This is a genomic window from Desulfuromonas versatilis (assembly GCF_019704135.1).
In the GTDB taxonomy this organism is placed as follows: domain Bacteria; phylum Desulfobacterota; class Desulfuromonadia; order Desulfuromonadales; family NIT-T3; genus Desulfuromonas_A; species Desulfuromonas_A versatilis.
The window spans coordinates 859359-885754 of the sequence record NZ_AP024355.1; the positions used below are offsets into that span (position 1 = coordinate 859359).

Genomic DNA, 26396 nt, shown 5'->3' on the forward strand with positions numbered 1-26396 from the left:
TCAAATTTCCCCCGCCGTGTGTCGTGATTAAACGACAGGGTGGGCTTGGCCCACCGAACCCACCCCCTTTCCTGCCACAGGAGGCTTTGCCCTCCCCCGAGCCCGCTTACCAGGCGGGTTTTCCGCCCCTCGCGCTCCCATCGTCGCTCCAGAATCCCAATCTCGCGAAGTGAATTTTCCCTGGGGCTGGAAAAAGGCTGTCGTCCATGGGCGACACATTCGGGCCCGAATTCTCTGCCGGATCCCGTTTCTGACATGTAACATCCTGAAAAAGTTCATGAAAAAAAAATGGCCCGGCAGTTGCTAGCTGTTCCCTTACCGGGTGTTCGCCGCCTGCGGCGAATGGCCTGGGCAAGGGCAGGCACTCCCGATTTCCCCTCGAATCCGCCATGGAGGCTCCGCATGATCCCAAAAACTCTCCTGGTCAAAGCTCGTCCCGTCCCTTTTGGCAAAGTCCGCAAGACCCCGGCAGCATCGGATGCGGGCGCCTTCTCCCGGCGCAGGCGCCGGGAACCCAGAATCCTCCAGACTCCCGACAGCCCGCGCCAGAGCTACCAGTTTTCGGTTTCGCGGCTGGTGGCCCTGGAGAACTTACATGCCCAGTGGCTGGCGGTCCGCATCCACGAAGCCGGTGGGAGCCTGGACACTCCGGAGATGGACTGGCGCACCGCCGGGCAACTGGTCGTGGAGGACGGGTATTTCGGCCAGGAGCAGACCCTGACCCGAGTGCTGAAGTTGATGCTGGCTATCTCCGGCAACGACCCCGCCTGCCTGGAGCAGGCCCGCAAGGGGTTTCATGCCGGATTCGTGGAGATGAGCGGAGAGTGGGGGGAGGCATTCCCGGAAGTGTGCTGTCTGACCTACAACGTCGTCATGGCCAAGCTGGACGGTTGGCTGGACAATCTGCGGGCGGCTCCGGCTCCGTCGGCGCCAGGCGAGCAGAAATGATCTCGGCGACCGCCACCGAACGCCTCGAGGAGGGCTGCCCTCATGGCTTTGCGGTCCCTGGCCGCGGAGAGGCTCCGCAATTGCTCCGGGTCTGCCCCGGAGGTGTGAATTGCGGGACCGGCCGGTCCGCAGTCGAGGGGGCGACCGCCTGTACCCCGGTGCGCCTTTGGGATGACGCCTGAGCTGCAGGCGGGCTCCCTCGAGGCTGGTAGGTTCAAACCCCGCCGCCGCAACCGGTGGCTTGGATGAAACACAAAAGGCTCGCCGATGGCGGGCCTTTTCATTTTTTCGGCACTTCGGCCGGGGCTATTCGTCTTTCTTGCTTTCCAGCTTCTTTTCCTCGTCTTTGGCGTCTTCGTCCGCCTCTTTAATGCCCTTCTTGAAATTGCGCAGTCCCTGGCCGAGCGCGCCGCCGACCTGGGGGAGCTTTCCAGCGCCGAAGATGATGAGCACCAGCACGAGGATGATGATCATTTCCTGAGTTCCGAGTCCGAACATGGGGCCTGCCTCCTGAATGGGGTTGCAAGAAGCCATTATACATGGGAACTTCAGGAAAACTCAACGTATACATTTGGCTCAGGTCGGCACCGGCCAGGCCAAGCCGGGTGGCAGGCGCATCAGCAGCACGTCGGTTTCGGCCCCGGCTTCAAGGGGCGGGCTTCCCCCGGGAACCGGGAGCAGGGCCTGGGCGCCCTGCATGCTGCGGTTCTGCCCCGAGCCCTGGCGGTCGGAGGGGATGAATTCGTACCTTCCAGCGGCTTCCTTCAGGGTTCCCCAGACGAACCGCTGGCGCTTTTCGCCGCCGCTGATCGCCCCGCCAAGGGTGACTCTGAGCCGCGGCGGCAGCGGGTCGCGAAAACCGGCCAGGCGCCGTAGAGCGGGCCGGACGAAGAGTTCGAAGGTTGCTCCGGAGGCCGCCGGGTTACCGGGGAGACCGAAGACCGGCTTGCCCTGGGCGGTGCCGAACAGCACCGGTTTCCCTGGCTTGATCGCCACCTTCCAGAAACCGCAGCTGAAGCCGAAACGGCCGAGGGTTTCCTGCACATAGTCCCGGTCGCCCGCCGAAACCCCGCCGGTGGTGATCAGCAGGTCGGCCTCGAGGCCGCGGGCAAGCTGGATGGCCAGGTCCTCGGAGGTGTCCCGGGCGATGCCCAGGGGGATGACCTCGCACCCCTCCTCGCGCAGCCGCGCAGAGAGCAGGTAGGTGTTGGAGTTGACAATCTGTCCCGGGCCGGGCTGTTGGCCCAGCTCGACCAGTTCATCGCCGGTGGAAAGCAGGGCGACCCGCGGGGCGGGGATCACCCTTACCCGGTCCGCGCCCCCGGCGGCGAGCAGCCCCATCTCCCCCGACAGGACCGGCGTACCGGCCTCCAGCAGGATCTCGCTACGGCGGATTTCCTCGCCGGCGAGCCTGACGTGCTGCCCCCGGCTGGGCGAGGTGCGCAGAACGATGGAGTCGTCCCGCTGCTCCACCTCCTCGTTGGGAACCACCGTATCGCAGTCAGGTGGCAGGGGCGCCCCGGTCATGATTTTAACGGCCGCCCCGTGGGGCACGGGCTCCTGCCGGGAGGCTCCGGCGGGAATGAAACCGGCCACGGGGAGCCTGGCACCGGCGGACTGGTCGGCGAGGCAGAAGGCGAAACCATCCATGGCCGAATTGTCACTCGGCGGGAGGTTCCAGCGCGCCTGGACCGATTCGGCCAGCACCCGGCCCAGGGCCTGGGAAAGGTCAACCTCCCTGGCGGCCAGCGGCTGCACCGTCTGCAGAACGATGTCGAGGGCTTCCTGGTAATTCAGCATGGGGGGTCCGTTTCAAGGTTTCGGGAGGAGATCTTCCAGGTCCTGAAATTCCTCGGGGGTGTTGACGTTGAGCAGGGCCTGGCGCCACCCCTCGGGAAGCTCGTGCTCATCGACGTAACGCACCCTGACCTGGTCATAAAAGTCGAAAATGCGGTAGCGGCGGTTGTCCAGCAGCCGGCGCATCGGTTCGAGACAGCTTTTTCGGTAGCAGGCAAACAGCGGGTCGAGCCCCTGGCCGGTGCGCGGCAGGACCACGTCATAGCCGTCACGCAGCCTCAGCAGGGCCTTGATCAGGTTCGGGTCGGGAAAGGGCAGGTCGCAGGGGGCGACGAAGATCCAATCGCTGTCGGCCTCGAAAAGGCCCGTGTAGAGGCCTCCCAGGGCGCTGCCGGGGTAGATGTCGGGATGGCAGCACACCCCGGGGCGGGCCAGGTCGGGGCGCTCGCCGGCGATCAGGATGTCGCTGAATATCCTCTGGAAGACGCCGAGGACCCGCTCGAACAGGGCGACGCCTTCAACTTCGAGGGTGGCCTTGTCGCGCCCCATGCGGGAACTTTTCCCCCCGGCCAGAATGACGCCGGTGACCTGTTCCGTCACCCGCGAAGGATCGTTTGTCTCGGTGTGCTCCAGCATAGCGGGCCAAGTTTATGCCAAGCTCCGGGCCGGGGCAAGCAAATTTCCCCGCCGGCGGCGGGGAATGGCGACCCCGGCCGGGGGCTCAGCGAATATACCCCAGCGTGGCCGAAAGCTCGGTTGCCACGGACAACAGCAGCGGGGCGATTTCCTCTTCGATGCGCACCTGGGTCATCCGGAAAGAAGGGCCGGAAACGCTCAGGGCTCCCACCACGGACTGCGTGTAGTCGCGGACCGGGACCGCCACGCAGCGGATTTCCTTTTCGTATTCCTCGTTGTCGATCGCATAGTCCCGGGGGGCGATCTCCTGCAGTTCGCGGCGCAGGGACTCCTTGCTGGTGAGGGTCGTGGGGGTGAACCCCTCCAAGTCCTCCTCGGGATACAGTTTGTCCAGGGTTGCGGCGGGCAGGTGGGCCATGTGCACCTTGCCCGAGGCGGTGCAGTAGGCCGGCAGCCGGGTGCCCAGGCGCGAAACCACCCGCACCGTCTGGTCGCTTTCGACGGCCGCCACGTAAAGAATGTGGCGTTTCTCCAGAAGAGCCAGGTAGGCGGTTTCATGGCAGCTTTGCACGATGTTTTCCAGGGCCGGTCCAGCCCGGCGCAGCAGCCCACCCTGGTGCAGGTAGTTCTGGCCGAGTTCGAGGGCCTTGAGACCGAGCCGGTAACGGTCGAAAGCCTTGTCGTGCTCGACATAGCCCCTGACCTCCAGGTTGGTCAGCAGGCGGATGACGGTGTTTTTCTGCATCTTCAGCTTCAGGGCCAGGTCACTCACGCTCATGGCTTCTTCGGCGCTGTGGAACTGTTCAAGAAGTTCGAGGGCATTGGATACCGCGTGGATGATGTAATCGGATTTTTCTTTTTTGGCCATTTTTCCCGCGCTTGTGAAATGGTGGTTGCAGATGTCGGTATTGGGTTCGGGGTCAGAGACTTGCCCCCGGTGCCCCGGGGGATTTTGCGGCCAGCAGCGCCCTGCCGACCCAGCGTTTGGCAAACTGCAGGGCCGTGCGACCGCAGCGTTTGCTCTTCTCGTGGGACCAGGCGATGGCCTCCTTTTCGATCTCTTCGTCCCAGGGTAGCTCAAGACGGTTGTCACATGCCAGCTTTTCCATGCACTGGCGCACTACCCGCAGGTATTGGTCCTGGGAAAATACGTTGAAGGCCACCCAGAGCCCGAAGCGGTCGGAGAGGGAGATCTTTTCCTCGACCCCCTCGCCGTGGTGCACCTCGTTATTCACCAACTTGGCTCCGAGGTTGTCGGTGGGATATTCGGGCAGCAGGTAGCGGCGGTTGGAGGTGACGTAGATCAGGGTGTTGGCCGGGGCGGCGTACACCGAGCCGTCAAGGGCGCTTTTGAGGACCTTGTAGCTCTTTTCCCCCGGCTCGAAGGAGAGGTCGTCGCAGAAGATGATAAACCTGAAGGGCTCCTGCCCAATCTGCAGGAAGATGTCCGGGAGACTGACCAGGTCGTCCTTGTCGACCTGGATGATGCGCAGCCCCCGGTCGCCGTAGCTGTTGAGCAGGGCCCGGATCACCGAGCTTTTCCCGGTGCCCCGCGAGCCCCACAGCAGCACGTTGTTGGCCGGAAAGCCCCGCAGAAACTGGCGGGTGTTCTCCTCGAGCAGCTGTTTCTGGCGATCGATGCCGAGCAGGTCCTCAAGGCGGATGTTGTCCACCGCCGGCAGCGGCTCCAGGGTGCCGGCGAAGGAGTGGCGCCGCCAGTTGGCGGCCAGGCAGGCCGACCAGTCGATCTCGGGCAGCGGGCGGGGCAGGACCTTTTCCGCCGCGCTCAGGACTCGACGCAGTTGGGCGATCAATTCCGCATCCAGGGGCATGGGCTCTCCTTCGGATCGATGGGCGGGTGGGACGGGGTTCACAGCCGCCCGAGCAGGCGCAGCAGCCCGTCCAGCGCCGTGTAGGGATGGGGCGGACAACCGGGGATGTAGAGATCGACGGGGAGCAGGTCGCCGATCCCGTTGTTGGCCTCCGGGCTGTCGCGAAACGGGCCCCCGCCGATGGCGCAGGCCCCCGAGGCGATCACCAGCTTGGGCTCGGGGACCGCCGCGTAGGTGTCGAGCAGGGCGCTTTTCATGTTCTCGGTGACCGGCCCGGTCACCAGGATGCCGTCGGCGTGACGGGGCGAGGCGACGAACTGGATGCCGAAGCGCCCGAGGTCGAAGACCAGGGTACCGAGCACGTTGAGGTCGGCCTCGCAGGCGTTGCAGCCGCCGGCCGAGACCTGGCGCAGCTTCAGCGAGCGGCCGAAGAGCTTTTTCATGCGGGCCTCCAGGGCCCCGGCCAGCAAGTATTCCCCCTTGCCGATTTCCAGATCCTCCCGGCGCCGGCAGGCCAAACGGTGGTCGCGGCTGAAGCGCAGCGCTTCGTGGGGGCAGGCTGCCGCACACTCGGCGCAGAACAGGCAGCGCCCCAGGTCGAGACGCAGCTCTCCAGCGACCTTCTCCAGGGCTCCGAAAGGGCAGCGCTCCAGGCACTGCTCGCACCCCTCGGGGCAGCGCTCGGGTTTGAGGATGGGGCGGCCGCGGAAACGCTCGGGCAGGGTCGGCTCCTCCTTGGGGTAGCGCGAGGTCCGGTGCCCCTGGCGCAGGCGTTCGCGGATGATGGTCAGCATAAGCGGTTCTCCCTACAAATCAAAGCCGCAGTACGAGAGATTGAAGCTCTTGTTGCACAGCGGAAAATCCGAGATCTGCTCGTTGCGCAGCGCCATGGCCAGTCCGCTCCAGTTGTGGAACGAGGGGTCGACGATCTTGTAGCGGGAGAACCTGCCCGAGGCGTCGGTCAGGCCGACGTGGACCAGTTCGCCGCGCCACCCCTCGACCAGGGCCACCGCCAGGCTCTGCGGTGCCGCGGGCGGCACCTCCCGCCGCGCCTGCCCGGCGGGGAGCGAGGCCAGCGCCTGTTTCAGCCAGGCCAGCGAGCTGTGAATCTCCCGGCGGCGGATGCTGGCGCGGGCGAAGACGTCGCCGCTCTCCTCGATGATGCAATCGTCGAAACTGCCGGCGTAGGCCCCGTGGGGGTGGTGCAGGCGCACGTCGCGGGCCAGGCCGCAGGCCCGGGCGGCCATCCCCACCAGGCCGAGGGCTTCGGCGTCGGCCACCGAAACGGTGCCGGTCCCCTCCATACGGGCCAGGGCCGAGGGGGTGTCGAAGAACAGCTCGGTGGCCCCGCGGGTGTCGCGCTCGATGGCCTTGAGGCGCTCGAGGATGGCGGCGGCCCGGGCCTCGTCGAGGTCGAAGCCGCAGCCGCCCGGGCGCACCTGGCCGCGGCCGAAGCGGCTGCCGCAGAGTTCGGCGCTGAGGTTCAGGTAATCGCCGCGGATGCGGCCGCAGAAGCTGGCGGTGGGCAGAAACCCCACGTCGCCGGCCAACGCGCCGATATCCCCCACGTGGTTGGCCAGCCGCTCCAACTCCAGGGCGATGGCGCGCAGGGCCGCCGCCCGGGGCGAAATCTGCAGGTCGGCGAGGGCTTCGAGGACCATGCAGTAGGCCGAGGCGTGACCGATGCTGGTGTCGCCGGCGACGGTCTCCATCCGGTAGAGGGTGGCCGGGTGCGGCCCGCCCGACAGCTGCTCCTCGATGCCCCGGTGCTGATAGCCGAGGGAGATCTCCAGGTGCATGACCCGCTCCCCGTGGCACTGGAAGCGGAAGTGCCCGGGTTCGATCACCCCGGCGTGCACCGGGCCGACCGCCACCTCGTGGACCTCCTCACCCTCGACCCGGTAGTAGGGCATGTCGCCGCAGACGGGGAGGCCCTGCTGGTTGCGCTCCCAGGGATCACGGCCACGGCGCACCGGGTGAAAGCGCAGCGGTTTGAACCAGGGGTGCCCCTCGGGCAGAACCCCGAACTGCTCGGCGATCTCCCGCTCGAAGAGATGCAGCTGGGGGCAGGCCGGGGTCAGCGAGGCGAAGCGGCTGCCGAGCCGGGTGCGCAGCGGAACCAGGTCCTCCTTCCAGTCGCGGGCGAGCAGCGCATACAGGGCCAGCCCCTCGCCCTGGTCGGGCGCCGCGAAATAGGCGGCGACCCGCCCGCCCCCTTCCACTTCGGCGCGCAGGGTCGCGGCGAAACCGTCGTAATCCAGCTCCGGTACCCGGGCCAGGGGGAGCGAGCCGCCGTTTTTCAGGCTCAGCAGGGACGGGGGCGAGGTCATGGCTGCACCTCCAGCAGTGACGCGGCATTTTCCAGCAGATGCCGCAGCGGCTCGGGAAGATAGAGGCCGAGCAGCAGGATGGCGAGGAGAAATCCCAGCGGCGGGGCGACCAGCAGCAAGCGGTCGCGGAAGGGGGCTTCGCCGGCCGGGGGGTCGCCCTGGGCGACGCTGAGCACCGTGGCCCCCATGCCGATGAAGACGGTAGCCAGCAGCAACAGCACGAGGGCGGCCAGCGGCCCCTGGCCGGCCTGGAACATCCCGCGCAGGATGGTGAACTCGCTGAGGAAGGGACCGAAGGGGGGGGAGCCGGTGATGGCCAGGAAGCCGGCCAGGAACAGCCCGCCGGAGAGCGGCAGGCGGGTGGTCGCGCCGCGGATGTCCTCCAGGCGCTTGCTGGCGAAGGCCCGGTGGATGTTGCCGGCGGCCAGGAACAGGCAGCCCTTGGTCAGGGCGTTGTTGACCAGGTGCAGCAGGGCGCCGAAGGCGGCCAGCCCGCCGATGCCGACCCCCAGGGCGAGAATGCCCATGTGCTCGATGCTCGAATAGGCCAGCAGGCGCTTGATGTCGCGTTGGCGGACCATGAACACCGCCGCCAGCACCAGCGAGAGCAGCCCGAGGCCGAGCAGCATCTGCCGCGCCAGGGCGCCGTCGCCGGCGGCACCCATGATTTGCACCCCGCGCAGGATGCCCAGAAAGGCCACGCTGGTCAGCCCCCCGGCGAGCAGGGCGCCGACCATGCCGGGCGCCTCGCCGTAGGCGTCGGGTTTCCACGAATGCAGCGGCGCCAGCCCCATCTTGGTGCCGAAGCCGACCAGCAGAAAGACGAACCCCGCATGCAGCCAGGGGCGGGAGAGGTGGGCGCCGCCCGCCAGCAGGCGGTCGAGCTGCAGGCTGACCGGCTCGCCGCCGGCCAACCCGGCGTAGGCCACGAACAGCAGGCCGAGCATGGCCAGGGCGATCCCCACCGAACAGATCAGCAGGTACTTCCAGGTCGCCTCGATGGAGAGGCGGTTGCGGTTGTAGTAGATCAGCGGGGCGCTGGCGATGGTGGTGGTCTCCACGGCGAACCAGAGCACCCCCAGGTGACGGGCGGTCACCGCCAGGGTCATGGCCGACAAGAAGGTCAACAGGCAGGGGACCATCTGCCGGTTGCCGCGGTCGCGGCGCAGCTCCAGGTAGTCCACGGCGTAGACCGAGCAACCGAAAAACAGCAGGCTGGTGACCAGCAGGACCAGGGTCGAGAGGGGGTCGAGACCGACCCAGGAGCCCCACCCTGGCCCGCCGTCGGTGCTCACCAGGACGGCCAGCACCAGGTGCAGCGCGCCGCTTGCCGGCAGCAGCCAGGAGCGCCCCCGGTACCAGGGGATGAAGTGGGCGAGCACCGCCACGGCCATGGGAAAGAGGATCAGCACAGCCAGCATGGCATCATTCCTTCAATGCAGAGAGGCGTTCGGTGTTCAGGGTGGAGAATTCCCGGTTGATCTGGTTGATGACGATCCCCATGACGAAGACCCCGACCAGCAGGTCGAGCAGCACCCCGGCCTCGACCATCAGCGGCAGGGCCTCGGAGAGCAGGGTGCCGAAGATGAAGATGCCGTTTTCCAGGATCAGGTAACCGAGCACCTGGGTGATCGCCTTGCGCCGGCTCATCAGCAGCAGAAAACCGGCGAACAGGGTGGCCAGGGAGGTCGGCACGAACAGCCCCTGGTGGTGGGCCGGGACCAGCGGCAGGGAGTCGGCGAAGATGAAGGCTCCGGCGGTGAACAGGGCGCCCAGCACCAGGGTGGGGACGAAGCCGATCAGCGGTTCGACCTCCTTGCGGATGCGCACCTCGCGGATCGCCCGCAACAGCAGCCAGGGGATGAGCAGCCCCTTGAGTCCCAGGGCGCCGGCGGCGAGCAGCAGGGTGTGGGCGTTCAGCCCGTGGGCGAGCAGCGGCAGCAGGGCCAGCAGTCCCCCCTGCAGCGCCACCGCCCGGATGCAGGCGCCGAGCCGGGCGCTGCCCAGGGTGAAGAAGTTGAGCAGGATCACCAGCAGCAGGCAGAGGTTGCTCAATTGATTCATCGCTTCCATTTCGCCTCTCCTCTCAGCGCAGCACCAGCACCAGGGCGAACATCGACAGCAAGGTGGTGCCGACCAGCACCTGGGGGATGCGCACCAGGCGCAGCCGCGCCATGCTCGATTCGACCACTCCCACCAGCACCGCCAGCGCCAACATCCCCGCCAGAAACACCAGGGCGTCCAGCAGCAGGTTGCCGCTTTGCCAGGGGAGCAGCAGGCGCACCAGCGGGGCGCCCAGCACCATCAGCTTCATGGCCGACCCGTAGAGGATCAGACCGAAGGCCGGGCCGCTGTGGTCGAGGACCATGACCTCGTGGATCATGGTCAACTCCAGGTGGGTGTTGGGATCGTCGAAGGGGATGCGCGAGTTTTCCACCAGCAGCACCAAAAACAGGCAGACCGCGACCAGCCCCAGCGAGGCCCCGGCAGTTTGCCAGCCGGCGGCCAGCCCGGGGCCCAGCAGGGTGTTCAGGGACAGCCCGCCGCTTACCCGGGCCAGCACGATCAGGGCGAAGAGCACCGTCGGCTCGGCCAGGCAGGCGAAGGTCACCTCGCGGGCGGCCCCCATCCCTTCGAAGCTCGAGCCGGTATCGAGAGCGGCCGTCGCGGTGAAAAAGCGGGCCAGGCCGAACAGGTAGACGAACAGGATCAGGTCCCCGTCGAAGGAGAACGGGGCCGGCAGGGCGCCGAAGGGAACCAGCAGGGAGGCCAGCAGGGGCACCACCAGGGCGGTTACCGGGCCCGCCAGGAAGACCCAGGTGGTGGTGCGGCTGAAGACGAACCCCTTGCGCCAGAGCCGGGCCAGGTCGTAATAGGGCTGCAGCAGGGGCGCCCCGCTGCGGCCGGCGAAGCGGGCCTTGGTCCGGGCGATCACCCCCTGCAGCAAAGGGGCGAAGGTCAGCAGCAGAAACAGATGGAGCAGCAGCCGGGCGATTGTCATCACGACCTCAGGTGAGAAGAACCAGGCCCAGCAGGGCCAGCAGGGTTAGGATCAGGTAGAGCAGGTAGAGGCCGACCCGGCCGTTCTGTACGACCGCGCGCAGCCAGGTGAACAGCCAGGCAAGCTTCCCCGAGGCCGGCAGCAGCACCCGGTCGAGCACGGCGTCCGGGGTATGGGTGGAGAGCTCCGCCGGCCCGGGATGGAGCCCTTCGACCCTGCCGCCGTGACGCTCCGTCAGCAGGCCGCAGCGGAACAGGCCCGCCAGAAAATCGGCGAAGGAGGAGGCCGAATACTGCATGCGGGTGGTCGGCCGGGCAAAGCCGCAGCCCCAGGTGGCGACGTCCCTGGGGGCCCTGCGACTGTGCCCGGCCAGCCACCCGCCGCATCCCGCCAGTGCCAGAACCAGCAGCCAGCCGCCCAGGCCGACCCAGTGCAGAGGGGCCAGCGGCGCCGCCAGCGAAACCGCGGCGGCCAGCGGGCTCCAGTCGAGCGCGGCCCGCTGCAGCAGCGGCGCCAGGGTCCAGGGGAGCAGGCCGATCCAGGCGCAGGCCCCAAACAGCAGCGCCATCGGCCAGCGCATGGCCGGCCCGGCTTCGCGGGCCTTTAGCGCCCCGTCGCTGCGCGGCTCGCCGAGAAACGCGATGCCGAACACCTTGACGAAGCAGGCAAGCGCCAGGGCGCCGATCAGCGCCAGAGCCGGGGCGACCATCGCCGCCAGCTGCAAGGCGAGGGGGCCTTGGCGAAGGGCGCGAAACGCCCCCAGGTAGATCAGCCATTCGCTGACGAAGCCGTTGAAGGGGGGGAGCCCGCAGATCGCCACCGCCCCGCCGAGAAAGCAGACCCCGGTCCAGGGCTGGCGTCGCAGCAGCCCGCCCATTTGGTCGATCTCCCGGGTGCCCGTGGCGTGGATCAGGCTGCCGGCGCTTAGAAACAGCAGGGACTTGAACAGCCCGTGGTTGACCACGTGCAGCAGCGCCCCGCCGATCCCCAGCAGGACCAACTCCGGCACCTGGTGGCTGCGGCCGAGCAGGGCGATCCCCAGGCCGAGGGCGATGATGCCGATGTTCTCCACGCTGTGGTAGGCGAGCAGCCGCTTGATGTCGTGCTGGGCCAGGGCCAGCACCACCCCGAGCACCCCGGAGAGCGCCCCCAGGGCGAGCACCGTCCAGCCCCACCAGGGAGGGATCTCGGCGAAGAAGGAGCTCAGCCGCACCAGCCCGTAGATGCCGGTCTTGATCATCGCCCCGGAGAGCAGCGCCGAGGCGTGGCTGGGGGCCGCCGCGTGGGCGCCGGGCAGCCAGATGTGCAGCGGCATCAGCCCGGCCTTGAGGCCGAAGCCGGCCAGCCCGAGCAGAAACAGGGGCGCGCCGCCGGCCGCCAGAGTTCCGCCGGCGGGGAAGGCGAAGCTGCCCGCGGCCTGCTCGAGCAGGGCGAACAGCGCGAACAGGGCCAGGGTGCCGGTGTGGGTGGCCGCCAGGTAGATCAGCCCGGCCCGGCGCGCTTCGCCCTTGTGCTCCTCGGTGGTGATGAGAAAAAAACCCGAGAGGGCCATGATTTCCCAGGCAACCAGGAACAGCAGGCCGTTGCGGGCCACCAGCAGCAGGAGCATGGCGGCGGTGATCAGGCCGTAGAAAAGCCGCAGCCGGCGTCCGCCCCGGGGGTGGTGGCGCCGGGTCCAGTAGCCGAGGCCGAACAGGCTGCCGGCGGCGGCGATCAGCAGCAGGGGGAACAGGAACAGGGCCGAGATGCCGTCGATCCCCAGCGCCAATTCGCCGCCCGGAACCGGCCAGGGCAGGCGCAGCGAGGCTTCCAGTTTGCCGGCCAATGCCCCGGCGATCCCACCCCCTGCCAGCAGGGTCCCGGCGAGCAACAGCGCACAGGCCGGTTTTTCGCCGCCCCCGCCCTGTCGCCCGGCCAGCAGCCCCGACAGCCCCGCGGTCATGATCAGCCCGATGCCCGCCAGCAGCCAGCTCATGAGCTGCCTCCGCCGTGGCCCGCGAGGACGATCCAGCCGAGCAGGGCCGCGCAGGTGATGAAGATATAGAGCAGGTAGGCGTGGAGCCGCCCCTGCTGCAGCCAGCGCAGCTTCACGCAGCGCTCGGCGACCCAGGCGGAAAACGGCCGCAGCAGCCGCTCCAGGGTCGGGTCGCTGGAAGACTGGCGCAGCCGCGCTGGAGCGGGAAACAGCCCCTGCACCCGTCCCCCTTCGACCTGGGGACGCAGCACCTTGGGGAGCAGGTGATCCTGGCAAAGCTCGGCATACGCTTCGCCGGTGTAAGACATGCGCGGGGCCGGGAAGGCGAAGCCGCACCCCCAGGTCGGTTCTGCGGCCCGGCCGCACCGGCGGCGCAGGGCGGCCAGCAGCAGGGCCGCCGCGGCCAGAGCCAGCCAGAGCAGCAGCGCCCAGCGTCCGAGCCCGGCCAGCTGCCCGGCGGGGCCGGCCAGGGCGGCGCCCGCCTCGGCATCGAGGACGGCCAGCGGGGTGGCCAGCAGCCGCAGCGCCCCCTGGGGATAGAGCCCCACGGCCAGGCAGCCGCTCAGCAGCACGGCCATGGCGGCGCGCATCTCAGGAGCGGCTTCCCGGGCCTGGCCGGCGGCCTCCGAACGGGGCTCGCCGAGCAGGCTTATGCCGACCAGGCGGGTGAAGGTGACCAGCGCCAGCGCCCCGGTCAGCCCCAGCAGGCCGACCAGCAGCAGCGGTGCCAGGGTGGCGAACCCGGTCTCGGTGAGCCCCGACTGCAGCAGGCCCAGGTAGATCAGCCACTCGCCGACCAGGCCGTTGAGCGGCGGCAGGGCGGCGATGGCCAGGCTGCCGCCGAGCCACAGGGCGCCGGTCGTCGGCATGCGCCGCAGCAGTCCGCCCATGCGGTCCATGTCGCGGGTGCCGGTGGCGGTGAACAGCGCCCCCGCGCCGAGAAACATCAGCCCCTTGAACAGGGCGTGGTTCCAGAGGTGCAGCAGGCCGCCGGCCAGGGCCAGGGCGGCGATCGCCGGATGCCCCTGGCCTGCCGCCACCATGCCGACCCCCTGGCCGAGAAAGACGATGCCGACGTTCTCCACCGTGGAGTAGGCCAGGCAGCGCTTGATGTCGCGCTGCAGCGCCGCCAGGCTGATGCCGTAGAGAGCCCCGCCGATGCCGAGCAGGGCCAGCAGCCAGCCCCACCACGCGGGGGCGGGAGGCAGCAGGGTCGCCATGCGCAGGATGCCGTAGATGCCGGTTTTTACCAGCACCCCGGACATCAGCGCCGAGACGTGGCTGGGGGCCGCCGGGTGGGCGTCGGGGAGCCAGACGTGCAGGGGAAACAGCCCCGCCTTGACGCCGAAGCCCCCCACCGCCAGCAGAAAGAGGGTGGCCGCTGCCGTCGCCGGGAGCCCGGAAAGGGGGGCGAAATCGGCGAAATTCAGGCTGCCGCAGTAGCTGCCGGCCAGCAGAAACAGGACCAGCAGCAGCATCAGCCCGCAATGGGCCGCCATCAGGTAGAGCCAGGCCGCCTGGCGCACCTCGGGATGTCGGTGGTCCCAGGCGACCAGGAAATAGGAGCAGAGGGTCATCAGCTCCCAGCCGGCCAGAAACAGCACCGCGTTGGCCGCGGTGACCACCAGCAGCATGGCGGCGATCAGCAGGTTGAAGAAAAACCAGTGCGGGGCCAGGGAGCGATGCCGCCCCTCCTGGCGCAGGTAGGGGCCGGCGTAGAGGGCGCAGAGCGGGGCCAGCAGGGCGATGGGGAGCAGGAAGAACGCCGCAAGCGGATCGAGAGCCAGGGCGAAGGCGCCGCCGGGGACCGACCAGGGCAGATTCAGGGAGGCGGCTTCGCCGCTCAGCAGCACGCGCAGCGCGGCGGCCGCCGCCGGCAGGCTGCCGAGCAGGGCGACGAGGGCGCCCACGCGGCTGGCCAGCTCGGGGCGGCGTGCCGCCGGCAGCGCCGCCAGCGCGCCGCCGGCCAGAATCGCCATGGCTGCAAGCAGCAGGGTCATTTGAGCGAATCCGCCTCCTGCGGTGGGAAATACCCCCAGCGCTCCAGGGGGAGTTCATTGAGATGACGGCGGCGCCAGGCGTAATAGAATGCCCCGGCCAGGGTACAGCCGGCGGCGACCAGCAGCAGGGCGATCGCCCCGACCCGGGCATGGCAGGCCGCGCCGAGCAGGCCGCCGCCGAAAAAACCGCAGAGGATCGACAGCAACAGGACCAGTTTCCAGAACTCGGTGCGCCGGTAGCGCAGCCAGTGGCCGAGCATCACCCCGATATCGGTGACGATGCCGGTGACATGGGTGGTGCGCAGGATCAGGCCGCAGTAGCTGCTGGCCATGGCGTTTTGCAGCCCGCAGGCCATGGCCGCCGTGGCGATGCCGCCCGAACGGCCGGTGACCAGCAAAAAGGTCGCCAGGGCCAGCAGGGCCCCTTCGAACATCATCGCTACGCCATAGCGGCGGCCCGGCTGCACCTTGGTGCCGCCGATGACCAGGCCGCTGAGGATGGCGCCGCACAAAAAGGCAAAGAAAATGGCCATCGCCCCTTCCAGGTCCTGGCGGTTGCAGGTGGAGAGGTCGATGGCCAGGCGGGCGACGGCCCCGGACATGTGGCTGACCGGGACATGGTAGATCCCCAGCAGTACCGCGTTGACGTAACCGGCGGTTCCGGCGAGCAGGGCCCCGTAGACGAAGACCCAGGGGCGTTCCCGGTGGAGCGTGCTTTTTTCCTTGAATGGCGAATAAGGCATATCCGTTACTTTTCCTCCGCCGGCGGGGTTCGTATCACCCCTGAAACCTTCCTTCGGCAGCGGCCAGCGCGGCGAAAATCTTTTCCCGGCTCTGTTCGCTGCGCAGCGCCCGGGCGAACTCGGCATCCTGCAGGGCGAAACCGACCCGGGAGAGCAGGTGCAGGTGAAAGCGCAGGGTCGGCGAGATGATCAACAGCAGGACCCCTACCGGCTTGCCGTCGAGGGCGTGGAAAGCGACGGGGTTTTCCAGAAAACAGAGGGTCACCGTCGGCCGGGTGACGTGCAGCAGCCCGGGGCTGCGCGGATGGGGGATGGCGATGCCTCCGCCCACCGCCGTGGAGGCGAGCTGCTCGCGGGCGACCAGCACCTGCTGCAGGTAACCGCGGTCCACCTCCTCGGGCAGGCGCAGGTGAGCCACCGCGTCGGCCAGCACCTCGTCGCGGTTTTTCCCTTCGATGCGGTAGAACACCCCGCCGGCCTCCAGCGCCTCGTAGAGGGTCGGCAGCGGCTGGGCGTCGGTCTCCGGTTCACTGAAGGCGTCGGCCGCCAGGCCCATCCGGCGGGAGGTGGCCCACTCGATCAGCTCGGCCCGGTTGAAGCGGTAACTCTCGTTGACCTTGTAGGCCGGGACGATCTCCTGTTTGATCCAGCGGTAGATGGTCTTTTCCGAGACCGTGAGCAGACGGGCCGCATCTTTAACAGAAAGGTTCATTATTGCTCCGGATGGGACAAAAGTGTCTGGCTTTGGACATCTTTGGACATTACATGCTTTGCGGGAGAGATGTCAAGGGGGCGAAGGGGGCGCGCAGCTGGAAAAAAGCCCACGCCGGCTGGCGTGGGCAATGGCATTAAAGTGCTAAGGGCAAGGGGCGGTCGTTTGGCGGGACAGCCCCCCGGGGATGGGTTGCCGTCCAGGAGGTCAGTTGTCTGGCCTAAACCTCCGTCTCCACCTTGACGGCGAACCATTTGTAGAGCGCCGGAATGACCAGCAGAGTGAGTATGGTCGAGGTCACCAGCCCGCCCACCACCACCGTGGCCAGGGGGCGCTGCACTTCGCTCCCCGTCCCGCTGGAGAAGAGCAGCGGGATCAGCCCCAGGGCGGTGGTGATGGCGGTCATCAGCACCGGTCGCAGGCGCAGGCAGGCCCCCTTGATCGAGGCCTCGTCGATGGCCACCCCGTCGCGCAGCAGCTGGTTTAGGTAGGTGACCAGCACCATGCCGTTCTCCAGGGCGATGCCGAACAGGGCGATGAAGCCGACCGAGGAGGGGACCGAAAGGTTCTGCCCGGTCACCCAGAGCCCGACGATGCCGCCGACCAGGGCCAGGGGGATGTTGAGCAAGATCAGGAACGTGTTTTTCAGCGAATTGAAGTTCATGAACAGCAGAAGCAAGATCACCAACAGGGTCACCGGCACCACCAGCGCCAGGCGCTTGTTGGCCTGCTGCTGCAGCTCGAACTGCCCGCCCCAGCTGACCAGGTAGCCTGCCGGCATCTGCACCTTTTCGGCGATGGCCTGCTGGCCTTCGGCGACGAAGGAGCCAATGTCGCGGCCGCGCACGTTGGTCTGCACGGTGATGAAGCGCTGATTGTTTTCGCGGGTGATCTGGCGCGGGCCGACGAACTCGTCGATGGAGGCGAGCTGGTCCAGCGGAACCTTGGCCCCGTCGGGCGCGGCGATCAGGATATGCTTGATGGCCTCGGCATCGGCGCGCGCTTCGGGAGCGAAGCGCACGAAGATGTCGAAGCGGCGGATCTCTTCGAAAATCTGTCCGGCGGTTTCGCCGCCGACGGCGGTGCGGATGACGCTCTGCACGTCCTCTACGTTGATGCCGTAGCGGGCGATGGCCTGGCGGTCGATGCGGATGCGCAGCTGCGGGGTGCCGGTGACCTGGTCCTTCTGCACGTCGCTGGCCCCGGCAACCTCGCGGATCACCGCCTCGATCTCGGTTGCTTTTTCTTTCAGTACCTCCATGTCGGCCCCGAAGATCTTGATCGCCAGCTCGGCCTTGGTGCCGGTAAGCAGCTCGTCCACCGCCGCGGCGATGGGCTGGGTGAAGTTGAACTGGGCGCCCGGGAAATCCTCGAAGGCGTGGCTCATCTTCTCGTAGAGTGCATCCGGCGTCTCGGCGCTGGTCCACTCTCCTTGCGGCTTGAGGGCGACGAAGGCCTCGGCGCTGTTGACCGGGTCGGCGTGCGCCCCGACCTCGCCGCGGCCGACGCGGGTGACGATCCGCTCCACCTCGGGGAACTGCGCGAACATGCGGCGCTCGAAGCGCAGCATGGTGTCACGGGATTCCTCCAGGGCGATGGAGGGCGCCATGGTCGCCCGCACCAGCAGATCCCCTTCGTCGAGACGGGGGACGAACTCCGAGCCGAGCCGCGGCAGCACCAGCGCCCCGAGGGCCAGCATCGCGACCGCCAGCCCCACCGCCAGCGAACGGTGGCGCACGAACAGGCTCAGTGCCGGCCGGTAGGGGAGCAGCAGCCAGCGGATGATCCAGGCCTCCTTGGGCCCTTTGCCTTCGGCCACCGATTTGGGCCGGCGCATCAGCAGGTGCGAGGCCACCGGCGCCAGCAGCAGGGCATAGAGCAGCGAGCCTAGCATGGCGAGGGAAACCGTGTGGGCCAGCGGTTTGAAGGTCTTGCCCTCGACCCCCTGCAGGGTGAACAGGGGTAGAAAGACGATGATGATGATGGCAATGGCGAAGATAATCGGCCGGCCCACCTCGGCGCAGGCCCGGGCGACGATGGCCCGGCGCGAGTCCTGCGGGTCGGCCTCGCGCAGCATGCGGTCGACGTTCTCCACCATGACGATGGTGGCATCGACCATCATGCCGATGGCGATGGCCAGCCCCCCCAGCGACATGAGGTTGGCGCTGATGCCGAAGATCTTCATCAGGATGAAGGCGAAGAAGATCGAAAACGGGATCGACAGCGCCACCACCAGGCTGGCCCGGAAGCCCCCCATGAAGATCAGCAGCACCCCGGCGACCAGCAGCACGCCGAACACCAGCGCGTCGGTGACGGTCTTGACGCACTTGCCGACCAGGGTGGCCTGGTCGTAGTAGGGGATGACCCTGACCCCCTCGGGGAGCACCTTGTTGACCTCGTCGAGCTTGGCCTTGACGTCGGCGATGACCGTGGAGGTGTTGGTGCCGATCAGCTTGAGCACCATGCCGACCACCACCTCGCCGGCGCCGTTCATGGTGGCCAGCCCCCGGCGGATCTCGCCGCCGATGACCACATCGGCCACCTGCTCGAGGTAGACCGGGGTGCCGTCCTGCACCTTGAGCACGATGCGCTCCAGGTCGGAGATCCGCTCGGCCAGGCCGACGGAGCGCACGATGTATTCCTCGGCGTTTTTCACCAGGAACTGGGCGCCGACGTTGCCGTTGTTGGCCTGCACCTTCTCGACGATCTCGTCGATGGCCAGGTCGTAGCGCAGCAGGTCGGCGGGGCGCACCTGCACCTGGAACTGCTTGACCTCGCCGCCCAGGGAGAGCACCTCGGTCACCCCGGGGACGGTCTGCAGGTTGAACTTGATCAACCAGTCCTGGATCTCGCGCATCTCCTCCGGGCTGCGGCTGGCTTTTTCATCCTCGAGCACATAGAAAAGTATCTGCCCCAGGCCGGTGGCGATGGGGCCCATCTCCGGCTCGCCGAACCCTTCTGGGATCTGCTCGCGAGCCAGCTGCAGGCGCTCGCCCACCAGCTGGCGGGCGAAATAGATGTCGGTGCCGTCTTCGAAGTAGATGTTGATGACCGACAGGCCGAAGTTGGAGACCGAGCGGATCTCCTTGAGATCGGGCAGGCCGTTCATGGCCGTCTCGACCGGGTAGGTAACGTATTTCTCCACCTCCTCGGGGGCCAGCCCCTCGGTTTCGGTAAAAACCTGCACCAGCGCCGGGGTGACATCGGGAAAAGCGTCGACGGGCAGCTGCCGGTAGCTGTACCAGCCAGCGGCCAGCACCAGCACGCCGAGCACGCTCATCAGCAGGCGGCTGCGCAGAACAAAACGGATGATGTTTTCCATAGAGGATCCCTTTAAATCTAAAAGGCGTAATTGGCCACGGATCAAATCTGATCAGATCTGATTTTCAAAACCTTAAAAGAAATCAGACCCCAAAAGACAGGTGATTGAGCCTGAAAAAAGCCTCTGCCTTTGACTTATCCGAATTGATCGGATTTTATCCGTGGCCGAACTCGTCCTTTCGGTTTTAATGATTATGGCCGTCGCCGAAGGCGCCCTTGGACAGTTGAGCCTTCAGGGTGAACGCCCCCTTGCTCACATAGGTCTGGCCAGGCTTGAGTCCGGCGAGGATCTCCACCTGGGCGGCGTTCTGGCGGCCGGTCTGCACCGGCTGCGGCTCAAAGCCCTTGGCAGTCTGCACGAAGATCACGGTGCGCTCCTCGAAGGTCTGCAGGGCGCTCTTGGGCACGACGATCCCCGCCGTGCTGTTGGCCACCGCCACCCGGGCGGTCACAAACAGGCCCGGGCGTAGAGTCCCCTCGGGGTTGGGCAGCACCACGCGGGCCTTGGCGGTGCGGGTCGCTTCGCCGACCAGGGGGCCGACCCAGGCGATCTCGCCGCTGACGGCCGGGATGCCGTGGCCGATCTCGATCAGCACGTTCTGCCCCCGGTGGATCTGGGCCAGGTCCTTCTGGTAGACGTTGATGTCGACCCAGACCGTGGCCAGGTCGGCGATGGTGAAGATCTCGGCATCGGCGCCGACGCTCTCGCCCAGGGTCAGGTGCTTTTCGATGATGGTGCCGGCGAAGGGCGCCCGGATCTGGTAGCGGGTGTAGGTGACGTCGGCGTGCCCGGGCAGCTCCTTGAGGTAGGCGTCGGAGAAGCCCAGGGCGTGCAGCTGCTGCTCCGCCGAGTTCCTCTCGATGCGCGCCTCGGCCAGCGCCTGGCGGGCGTCGAGATATTCCTGCTCGCTGGTGACCTTCTTCTGCCAGAGCCGCTCCTCACGCTCGAACCTGGCCTGGGCCAGCTTGCGGCGCTCGTCGGCCGCCAGGAAGGCCGCCTTGGCCTCGGCCAGCTCGCGGCTGTCGATGACCGCCATCACCTCGCCGGCCTTGACCTGATCGCCGAGGCTCTTGCGCACCTCGCGCACGATGCCGGGCACCCGGGGGACGACATGGGCGAGGCGGTCGGCGTTGAGGACGATCTCGCCGGGCAGCTCGGCATACTGGTCGAGGGAGCCCTTGGCAGCCCTGGCCAGCTCGATGCCGAACTCCTTCAGCTCCGCCGGCGAAAGCTTCACCACCTCTTCGCCGTGCTCGTCGTGTCCCTCATGACCGTCATGCTCGTCATGTTCATCGCGGTCGGCGTGATCGTCGTGGCGCTCATGATCCTCATGGCCGGCATGCTCGTCGCCGGACTCTTCCTCGTCGAACAGATCGTCCAGTTGCTCCCCTTTATCGTGGCTGTCGTGGTCGTGGGCGGCAGGGGCTTCGCCGGCTGCGGCTGCAGGCCGCCAGGGGGCGGCAGCGAAGGCGAGGATGCCTAGAAACAGGGTGGACACAATCAGTGCTCTGGTTTTCATCTATTCACCTCAATGCGTGGACTGGTCTTGGAAAAACTATTTGGCCACGGATCAAATCTGATCAAATCTGATTTTCAAGATCTTGGAGACTTATTGTCGATACCCCGGAAAATGCATCTCTGAACAAACCCATGTCTTTGATTGATCCGATTTTATCCGCCTTTATCCGTGGCTAATTGCCGTTTGTTTGTTTTATTTATCAGCGGTTTCCAACAGATCGTGCAGCGGCGCCCCGATCAGGCGTTTCGCCTCGGTGCGCGCCAGGTGGTAGCTGGTCAGGGCCTGGAGGTACTGGCTCCTGACCTCGAACAGGGTGCGCTGGGCGTCGAGCATCTGCAGAAAGTCGAACTTCCCCTCACGGTAGGCAAATTCGGTCGACTCGAAGGCGCTCTGCGCCCCGGGCAGGATCTCGTCGCGCAGGGCGCTCGCCTCGGCGTGGGCGGCGGCGAGGTTCTGCCAGGCTTCGGCAAGGCCGGCCCGCGCTTCGCTTGCGGCGGCCCGGCGCTCGGCGCGTGCTTTCTCCAGGATTGCCCGGGCTTCGCGAATGCCCCCCTGGTTGCGGTCGAACAGCGGCAGGGGCAGTTCGATCCCCGCCACCAGGGCGTTGCTGTCGGATTCCTGCGAGTTACGCACCCCCAGGCTGAGGGTGAGGTCGGGGATGGCCGCGCTCCGGGCCAGGGCCAGCGAGGCCTCGCGCTGCTCGAGTTCGCTCCCCCAGCGGGCCAGATCCGGGTTGTTCGCCAGCTGGGCGGCAAACTGCTCCTCGGCGGGCAGGGGCGCGATGGCGGTCAGGTCGCCGAGCGCCCGCGCGAAGGCCGGGCGCTCCTCCCCCCAGAAGGCGGCCAGGCGCCGGCGCGCGGCCTCGAGATCGCGGCCGGCCCTGAAGGCCGCGGTGCGGGCGGCGGCCAGCTCGACCTGGGCCCGGGTCTGCTCCACCGGGGGCACCTTGCCGGCTTCGACCCGCGCGGCAACCGCCTCAAAAACCTGCTCGGAAAGCCGCGCCAGTTCCCCGGCCTGGGCGAGGCTCTGTTGGGCGGCCAGCAGCTGGATGAAGGCCTTGGCGGTGCCGGCGAGCAGGTCGAGCTTGCGGGCCTGGTAGTCCCAGCCAGCCAGGTCCTTGTCATAGCCGGCGACCTGGCGGCGTTTACTCCGTTTGCCTCCCAGTTCCACGAGCTGGGCGAGGGCGATGGTGGTCTCGGCGCCGTCGAGGCCCTCGAGCTCGTCCTCGCCGGCGAAGTTCTCCACCTCGATGGCCAGCTCGGGGTTGGGAAGCAGCCCCGCCTGCAGGGCGGTGGCGTCCTTGGCGCGCAGCTCTTCGCCGAATGCGGCCAGGGTCGGGTTGTGCTCGCTGGCCAGGGCGAGGGCCCTCGTCAGGGTGAGATTTTCTCCGGCGGGTAGAAGGTCGTCCGGCTGGCTCCAGGCCGGGCCGGCCGGAAGCAGAAAATACAGGGCACCGAGCAGAATCATGGCTCTGCGCATGGATGCACTCCTTTGCATAGTTGAAGTTGAGCGGGAAAGGCGATGCTCCTTTCCCCCAAAATCTAACCTGAAAACCTCAATTGGCCACGGATAGGATCGGATAAAATCTGAGAAAGCAAAGGCATAGCCTTCCGGGTTTTGATCATTCAAAATCCGATCTGATCAGATTTGATCCGTGGCCAAAGGCTTTTTCCGGGTCCAAGTCAGGAAAGCCGAAGACGGCTCAGCGCGCCGCGCAATTGCGGGGGCGCGCTGGCCGGGAGGGTGAGCTGGGGATCAATTCCGCAGGACGATGGTGCGCAGGGCGACCAGGTACTGGGGCGAGGGCGGCGGCGCCGGTGCGGGTTTGGCGGGCTGGAACAGGGCGGCTTGCGGCCGGAGGGTCGCGGAAGTCGCCGAGGGAAGGGCCGGCAGCAGCTGCTGGCCGGGCTCGGGGTGGCCCGGCTCGGAGCGCAATTGCTGCAGGGCGAGAGTGGTGTCGCTGCATTGGTCGGCCGGGGAGGCCAGGCTCGGCCCCCCCGGCGCGGTTGCTTCATCCGGATGAAACTTCTCCTCCCCGACGCAGCTCAGTTCGCAGGAGCCTGCCAGGTTGAACTCCAGGTGGGTGTACCCGTCCGCCTCCTGGCACCAGAGCAGGGCCTGGGCCGGTGTGCTGCCGAAGAAGAAATAGCTCAGCAGAAGCAGCAGCGCGGTGGTTTTCCGGAGAAGTCTCGTCATTGCCGAAAATCTCAAGGGTCGGTGAACGCTCAGGCCTACCCGCCGTAGGAATGCAGCCCCGATAATACCAGATTTACGCCCAGGTAGCAGAACAGGGTCGCGGCAAAGCCGAAGATTGACAAATAGGCCGCCTTGCGCCCCACCCAGCCGCGGGTGAAGCGGGCGTGCAGGAAGGCCGCGTAGATGAACCAGACGATCAGGCTCCAGGTCTCCTTGGGGTCCCAGCTCCAGTAGGTGCCCCAGGCGTAGTTGGCCCAGGCGGCGCCGGTGATGATCCCCAGGGTCAGCATGGGGAAGCCGACCATGATCGCCTTGTAGTTGAGGTCGTCGAGGATCTTGGCCGAGGGGAACATGCCGAGAATCCCTCCGGCGGGCGAATTCTCAGGCAACTTCTCCTCCTTGCCGACCTTGACCAGGTACATGATCGACACCCCGCAGGCCATGGCGAAGGCCGCATAGCCGATGAAGCAGGTGATCACGTGGTAGGTCAGCCAGTTGCTCTGCAGCGCCGGCACCAGCGGCTCGATGGCGTCGTTGAGCCGCAGCTGCGCCCAGGTCATGCCGAGAAAGGCGAAGGGGAGCACGAAGGCGCCCACCGACCGCTGCTTGTACTTGAGATCGAAGAGCAGGTAGATCAGCAGGATCGACCAGGCGAAAAAAACCACCGACTCGTAGAGGTTGGAGAGCGGCGCGTGGCCGTAGCCCATGTTTTTTGATTCGATCCAGCGCAGGGCGATGGCGCCGGTGTTGGCGGCGAAACCCGCCCAGGCGGCCAGGGTGGCGATGAGAGCGACCGCCTTGCTGCGGCCGGCGATGAAGACGACGAACAGGACCATCGAGGCGAAATAGGCGATGGTCGTGGCGTTGAACAACATGGAGCTGGTCATGGTCATTTCCCTCCGTCACGGCCGCCTTCGGCCGAGGGTGCGAGTTGCTGTCTGAGGTCTTTCTTGAACTGGTCGAAATAGAGCTCGAAGGCCGGCTGGTTGCGATGGGCCGAGCCGCACAGCCGCACGCGGCTGCGCCCGCCCTGCTCCTCGATGCTCACCCAGATGCGCCGGTGAGAGAGGAAGAAGGCCACCAGCGAGCCGAGCACCAGCAGGGTGCAGCCGAGCCAGACCACCCAGACGCCGGGGTCCTTTTTCACCTGCAGGCCGGTGAACTGGGGCTGGCTGAAGCCGAGCAGGGCGAAGGCGAACTCGCCGCCGCGGCGGGCGTCGAAGTCGGGGAAGTTCTGCAGCACGATGAAGGGGTTGCCGTGTTTGCCTTCGGGGGTGTTGAGGTGCATCTGCACCGCCGGGCCGAACTGGTTGTAGGAGGGGGTGAAGCCGGTGACGGCGAAGGAGTAGCCCCCGGGCAGTGCCACCTGTTCCCCCTGGCGCGCGCTGATCTCGAGGGGCTCGCCGCCGCTGCTGGGCTTGACCCGCATCTGCACCGTCGGGTCGCCGGCCGGGCCGTAGCTCGACTGGTAGAAGGTGATCCCCTTGTAGGTGATCGGGTCGTTGACGATGATCTTGCGGTCGCTGACCACCTCCTGGCCCTGGTCGACGATGTCGAGGATGCTCATGAACTCCTTGGGGCGGTTGCTGCCGTCGTAGTAGGTGACTTCGAAATCGTCGCAGCGCACCGCGAAGCCCAGCTCGATGGGGGCCCCGCCGTTCTGGGGCCAGACCCGGCTCTCCTCGGTCCCCTCGGCGATGTTCACGTAGGCCTTGAAGCCCCAGAGGTTGCCGATGATGGCGCCGATGAAGATGACCAGGATCGAGAGATGGGTGACGTAGACCCCCAGCCTGGCCCAGGGGGCCTTCTGGGCGTAGAAGTGCAGCCGCCCTTCGCGCTCGGTGAGGGTCGGCGCGGCGAAGCGGCCGCCGAGAAAATCGGCCACCTGGTCGCGGACCCGGGCGGGCGGGGCATCGACCAGAAGCTCATCGGCGTTGGCCGAGAGCCTGAACTGGGTCTCGTCGGCGACCAGGAGCGGTTGGCGGACCGACTTCCAGACATGGGGGAAGCGCTTGATGGAGCAGGCGGTCAGGTTGATGCAGAACAGCACCAGCAGGGCCAGGAACCACCAGGAGTGGTACATGTCGGTCAGCTGGAAGCTGAGGAAGAAGCGATAGGTCGATTCTCCGTACTGCTGGATGTATTCGGCGGCGGGGCGGTTCTGCTGGATGACCGTGCCGATGATCGAGGTGACGGCCAGCAGGATCAGGGTGATGATGGTCAGTTTGAGGGAACAGAAAAAATTCCAGAGGGACTGGAAAAAAGTCTCTTTTTTTGCGCTCAAGGCAAGGATCTCCTGAATGTCGGATCAACAGCTTGGTCCCCGCGGATGGACGCGAGCGGTCTTCGGGCGCACTGCGCCGCGGAGCCTCCGTACGATGCCGGGGGGCGGAAAAACGGGGGGCTGTTGCTTAATTCAGAAGGACAACCGTTTTCAGGTGGGTCAGGGGAGCGTTGGCCGCAGGGGGTGGTTGGGGGAGCCGGCTGGGGAGGGCCAGGGCGGCCGCCGCCGGGGAGCGCGCAGGCAGCAGGGAAGCTACCGAGACAGCCGCCGGAGCCAGTTTGGCTTCAAGGCGTTTACCGCTCAGCGCCCGGGCGGTGAAAGAGGTTGGGATGTCGAGACAGGGGCCGCAGCAGGCCGGCTTTGCCAGAGCCGGGGCGGCGGGGTCAGCCTGCTTCTCCGCCTGGGTGACAGGACCGCAGCCGCCTGCGGCTGGGACCTTGTACCGGGTGTGCCCATCGACGCCGAAACACCAGACCGCGGCATGGACGTACCCGTACCCCGAGGCCAGGTAGGCCAGGATGCAGAGCAGGGCCAGGATTTTTCCGCTGAAGGGTTTCGACATGGGTGGCTGCCTGAGTAAAAAAAACGATTCCTTCAAGGTTAATCCAATCCGGGAAGTTTTTGCAAGAGGGTCCCGAACCGATCCGGTCATTTTTCATGAAAACGGCCGGTTGACAAAAGGTCGCCGGCCGCTGCATCATCTAACAAACATGTGAATAAGTGTTCAATTGATGGGTTGCCATGAACCACGACCTTTGCCAAGTCACGATCGTTCACCAGGACCGGCTGGCCAGGGCCCGCCGGGACATGCCCGCCGAGGCGGACCTGCTCGCCCAGGCCGAACTCTACAAGCTGCTCGGCGAGCCGACCCGGCTGCGCCTGCTGCAGGCGCTTTCGGTGGAGGAACTGTGCGTCTGCGATCTGGCGGCGCTGCTCGACTCGTCCCCCTCGGCGGTCTCGCACCAGCTGCGGCTGCTGCGTACCGCCGGCCTGGTCCGGTTTCGGAGGGACGGCAAGATGGTCTATTACAGCCTCGACGACGCTCACCTGCGGACCCTGCTGGCCGAAGGGGAGCGTTACGTTGAAGAGAGAATCAGGTAG

23 protein-coding genes are annotated in these 26396 nt (G+C 66.9%); 2 read left to right on the forward strand and 21 right to left on the reverse strand.

What is annotated here, in order from left to right:
* The first annotated feature begins 402 nt into the window (after positions 1–402).
* Positions 403–948, forward strand: a complete 546-nt coding sequence (locus tag DESUT3_RS03765; RefSeq protein ID WP_221251134.1) for a hypothetical protein — start codon at positions 403–405, stop codon at positions 946–948.
* A gap of 306 nt (positions 949–1254) precedes the next feature.
* Here DESUT3_RS03765 and tatA read toward each other — a convergent pair whose 3' ends face one another.
* The 21 genes from tatA to DESUT3_RS03870 form a co-directional block, all read right to left on the reverse strand.
* The gene (gene tatA, locus DESUT3_RS03770; RefSeq protein WP_221251135.1) at positions 1255–1446 is read right to left on the reverse strand and encodes a twin-arginine translocase TatA/TatE family subunit; all 192 of its coding nucleotides are present in this window, start codon (positions 1444–1446) and stop codon (positions 1255–1257) included.
* Between the two features lie 78 nt (positions 1447–1524).
* Complete coding sequence (locus DESUT3_RS03775; RefSeq protein WP_221251136.1) at positions 1525–2748, reverse strand: molybdopterin molybdotransferase MoeA; 1224 nt, start codon at positions 2746–2748, stop codon at positions 1525–1527.
* A gap of 12 nt (positions 2749–2760) precedes the next feature.
* Entirely contained in the window at positions 2761–3345 is a 585-nt protein-coding gene (mobA, locus tag DESUT3_RS03780) for a molybdenum cofactor guanylyltransferase (protein WP_225911612.1), read from the reverse strand.
* A 121-nt stretch (positions 3346–3466) separates the two neighbouring features.
* Entirely contained in the window at positions 3467–4249 is a 783-nt protein-coding gene (locus tag DESUT3_RS03785) for an IclR family transcriptional regulator (RefSeq protein WP_221251138.1), read from the reverse strand.
* 52 nt (positions 4250–4301) lie between these two features.
* Positions 4302–5213, reverse strand: a complete 912-nt coding sequence (locus DESUT3_RS03790) for an ATP-binding protein (RefSeq protein WP_221251139.1) — start codon at positions 5211–5213, stop codon at positions 4302–4304.
* A gap of 38 nt (positions 5214–5251) precedes the next feature.
* Complete coding sequence (locus DESUT3_RS03795; RefSeq protein WP_221251140.1) at positions 5252–6007, reverse strand: NADH-quinone oxidoreductase subunit B family protein; 756 nt, start codon at positions 6005–6007, stop codon at positions 5252–5254.
* Positions 6008–6019: 12 nt separating this feature from the next.
* Positions 6020–7543, reverse strand: coding sequence for a hydrogenase large subunit (locus DESUT3_RS03800; protein ID WP_221251141.1), 1524 nt, complete (start codon positions 7541–7543; stop codon positions 6020–6022).
* Positions 7540–8964, reverse strand: coding sequence for a proton-conducting transporter transmembrane domain-containing protein (locus tag DESUT3_RS03805; protein ID WP_221251142.1), 1425 nt, complete (start codon positions 8962–8964; stop codon positions 7540–7542). The genes DESUT3_RS03800 and DESUT3_RS03805 overlap by 4 nt, the downstream gene beginning before the upstream one ends.
* A 4-nt stretch (positions 8965–8968) precedes the next feature.
* On the reverse strand, positions 8969–9607 hold the full coding sequence (locus tag DESUT3_RS03810; RefSeq protein ID WP_221252456.1) for a hydrogenase: 639 nt from the start codon (positions 9605–9607) through the stop codon (positions 8969–8971).
* A gap of 22 nt (positions 9608–9629) precedes the next feature.
* On the reverse strand, positions 9630–10544 hold the full coding sequence (locus DESUT3_RS03815) for a respiratory chain complex I subunit 1 family protein (RefSeq protein WP_318835981.1): 915 nt from the start codon (positions 10542–10544) through the stop codon (positions 9630–9632).
* A gap of 7 nt (positions 10545–10551) precedes the next feature.
* A complete protein-coding gene (locus tag DESUT3_RS03820; RefSeq protein WP_221251143.1) occupies positions 10552–12519 on the reverse strand; it encodes a proton-conducting transporter transmembrane domain-containing protein in 1968 nt (655 codons plus the stop codon).
* The gene (locus DESUT3_RS03825) at positions 12516–14519 is read right to left on the reverse strand and encodes a proton-conducting transporter transmembrane domain-containing protein (RefSeq protein WP_221251144.1); all 2004 of its coding nucleotides are present in this window, start codon (positions 14517–14519) and stop codon (positions 12516–12518) included. Before DESUT3_RS03825 ends, DESUT3_RS03820 begins: the two co-directional genes overlap by 4 nt.
* Entirely contained in the window at positions 14516–15262 is a 747-nt protein-coding gene (locus DESUT3_RS03830) for a YoaK family protein (protein WP_221251145.1), read from the reverse strand. Before DESUT3_RS03830 ends, DESUT3_RS03825 begins: the two co-directional genes overlap by 4 nt.
* A gap of 34 nt (positions 15263–15296) precedes the next feature.
* Positions 15297–15974, reverse strand: coding sequence for a PTS sugar transporter subunit IIA (locus tag DESUT3_RS03835; protein WP_221251146.1), 678 nt, complete (start codon positions 15972–15974; stop codon positions 15297–15299).
* Between the two features lie 220 nt (positions 15975–16194).
* Complete coding sequence (locus tag DESUT3_RS03840; protein ID WP_221251147.1) at positions 16195–19296, reverse strand: efflux RND transporter permease subunit; 3102 nt, start codon at positions 19294–19296, stop codon at positions 16195–16197.
* A gap of 184 nt (positions 19297–19480) precedes the next feature.
* On the reverse strand, positions 19481–20815 hold the full coding sequence (locus DESUT3_RS03845; protein WP_221251148.1) for an efflux RND transporter periplasmic adaptor subunit: 1335 nt from the start codon (positions 20813–20815) through the stop codon (positions 19481–19483).
* A 192-nt stretch (positions 20816–21007) separates the two neighbouring features.
* Positions 21008–22294, reverse strand: a complete 1287-nt coding sequence (locus DESUT3_RS03850; RefSeq protein ID WP_221251149.1) for a TolC family protein — start codon at positions 22292–22294, stop codon at positions 21008–21010.
* A gap of 276 nt (positions 22295–22570) precedes the next feature.
* Complete coding sequence (locus DESUT3_RS03855; RefSeq protein ID WP_221251150.1) at positions 22571–23011, reverse strand: hypothetical protein; 441 nt, start codon at positions 23009–23011, stop codon at positions 22571–22573.
* A gap of 35 nt (positions 23012–23046) precedes the next feature.
* The gene (gene ccsB, locus DESUT3_RS03860; protein WP_221252458.1) at positions 23047–23898 is read right to left on the reverse strand and encodes a c-type cytochrome biogenesis protein CcsB; all 852 of its coding nucleotides are present in this window, start codon (positions 23896–23898) and stop codon (positions 23047–23049) included.
* Between the two features lie 2 nt (positions 23899–23900).
* Entirely contained in the window at positions 23901–25295 is a 1395-nt protein-coding gene (gene resB, locus DESUT3_RS03865; RefSeq protein WP_221251151.1) for a cytochrome c biogenesis protein ResB, read from the reverse strand.
* A gap of 127 nt (positions 25296–25422) precedes the next feature.
* Positions 25423–25857, reverse strand: coding sequence for a hypothetical protein (locus DESUT3_RS03870; RefSeq protein WP_221251152.1), 435 nt, complete (start codon positions 25855–25857; stop codon positions 25423–25425).
* Between the two features lie 179 nt (positions 25858–26036).
* Between DESUT3_RS03870 and DESUT3_RS03875 the strand changes: the two genes are divergently transcribed.
* A complete protein-coding gene (locus DESUT3_RS03875) occupies positions 26037–26396 on the forward strand; it encodes an ArsR/SmtB family transcription factor (protein ID WP_225911613.1) in 360 nt (119 codons plus the stop codon).